Here is a 1,661-nt window from a genome sequence, read left to right on the forward strand (position 1 = left end):
TGGCTATTCTAATACTGGCGACGAAGTGGAAAATTATGGCAAGCCCGCCCCTAACACACCCTACACATCTGTTGCCCCGACTCCCGATTCCCGATTCCCGATTCCCGACTCCCGATTCCCGATTCCCGACTCCCGATTCCCGATTCCCCAATTCTAAATTCTAAATTCTAAATTCTAAATTCAATAAATCATCCAACTCAGCATAATCCGGCAACCTAGTATCAATTGGCTGACCCTGACGCAAGATAATTCGGTCATGCTGGGGACGGGACAAAAGTTCACTGAAATGGCGTCCCTTAAACAAAATCAAATCTGCCGGGAGTCCCACTCCAATCCTACCCATGTCAGGTAAACCCATTAAATCAGCGGCTGTCTTGGTTACTGCACAAGGCCAATCACCGATGGGCATATCTAAATGGGCAATCCTTACGGCTTGGGTAAAGACTTCTAATACATCATGGTCCCCAAATCCATAAAAGGGGTCTCGACAATTATCACTAGCCAAGGTTACCGGAATACCCTGTTGTTTAATTTCATGGAGCCTGGTGACTCCCCGCCAAAAGGGTGTACAGTTAGCCTGTCGATCTTGTAGATAAAGATTGCACATGGGTAAGCTAACAATAGCAATTCCTGCTGCTTTGACCAACTTGAGAGTTTCCGCAACCTCGTCTAAGGGTTGCATGGCCAAACTGCAACAGTGACCACAAATAATTTTTCCGGTAAACTGATGACGAATCGCAGCTTGGGCAATCTTTCGTAAGCAATGGGAATCGGGATTACCGTTTTCATCAGCATGGAAATCTAGGTTGAGGTTTCTCTCCTTAGCTAAGGAAAAAACCCTATCGAGTTGAGCCTCCAGGTCTTGGTTGCTATAGGCTACTCCCCCAAGTATGCCTCCGACTTCAGCAATTTTGTCGGCTAAGGTCATGCCAGCGGGAGTTTGATAATAATCTAGAGTAACTAGAGACACCGCTTGTAGGGTAATTCTGTCAAGCCATTCTTTCTGGAGGGTTTGGAAAACGCCTAGGCTAATGGCAGCTTGTTCGCCGACCGAGTCAATGTGGGTGCGGATAGCTTTGGTCCCATGAGCATAGCTACATTTGATTCCAAATTCCATGCGCCGATATAAATCTGACCGTTGCCAATAGGTTTGGGCATCAGCATCTCCGGTCAGACAGGCACTATTAAAAGTACCATCAGGGTTGGGAGACCGTTCCCAAATATGACCTTTATCCAGATGGGTGTGTATATCTAGAAAACAGGGCCATACTTGTCCTTGCCGGAGATTTATACTGGGGATGTCACTAGGTATGTTACTGGTATCTGTGCTAGCTTCAACACTGTTTGCGATACTGTTTTCGGTACTGTTTGCGATCGCGTAGCGGCTCTTTTCGACCATCGTGTTTTGCTGCCCTTTGGGAACAATCGCCTTTGAAACTATTGCACCAATGGCTCCCTGATTAATTTCAATATCAACTAAGCACAAACCCTGCTCGTTGCGGACGCAAACGTTGCTGTTTTCCAGTAGGCAAAATGGTACGTAGGCATTTGTGAGCCAGTATCGTTCGGCGTTGGGAATCATTAGGGAGTCGGGAGTCGGGAGTCGGGAGTCGGGAGTTGGGAGTCGGGAGTCGGGAGTCGGGAGTCGGGAGTCGGGAGTC

Annotated in this window: 1 protein-coding gene; it reads right to left on the minus strand. The window is 47.7% G+C overall.

From position 1 onward, the window contains the following. Positions 1 to 160: 160 nt before the first annotated feature. Positions 161 to 1,582: a cytosine deaminase gene (locus F6K20_RS37545; RefSeq protein WP_287298257.1), complete on the minus strand. Its 1,422-nt coding sequence runs from the start codon at positions 1,580 to 1,582 to the stop codon at positions 161 to 163. Positions 1,583 to 1,661: the final 79 nt, after the last annotated feature.

This window comes from Moorena sp. SIO2C4 (assembly GCF_010672485.1).
Taxonomy (GTDB): domain Bacteria; phylum Cyanobacteriota; class Cyanobacteriia; order Cyanobacteriales; family Coleofasciculaceae; genus Moorena; species Moorena producens.

What these genes read in the sequence shown, in the direction of transcription:
- F6K20_RS37545 (WP_287298257.1), bottom strand. Translation starts at nt 1,582, where the DNA reads ATGATTCCCAACGCCGAACGATACTGGCTCACAAATGCCTACGTACCA.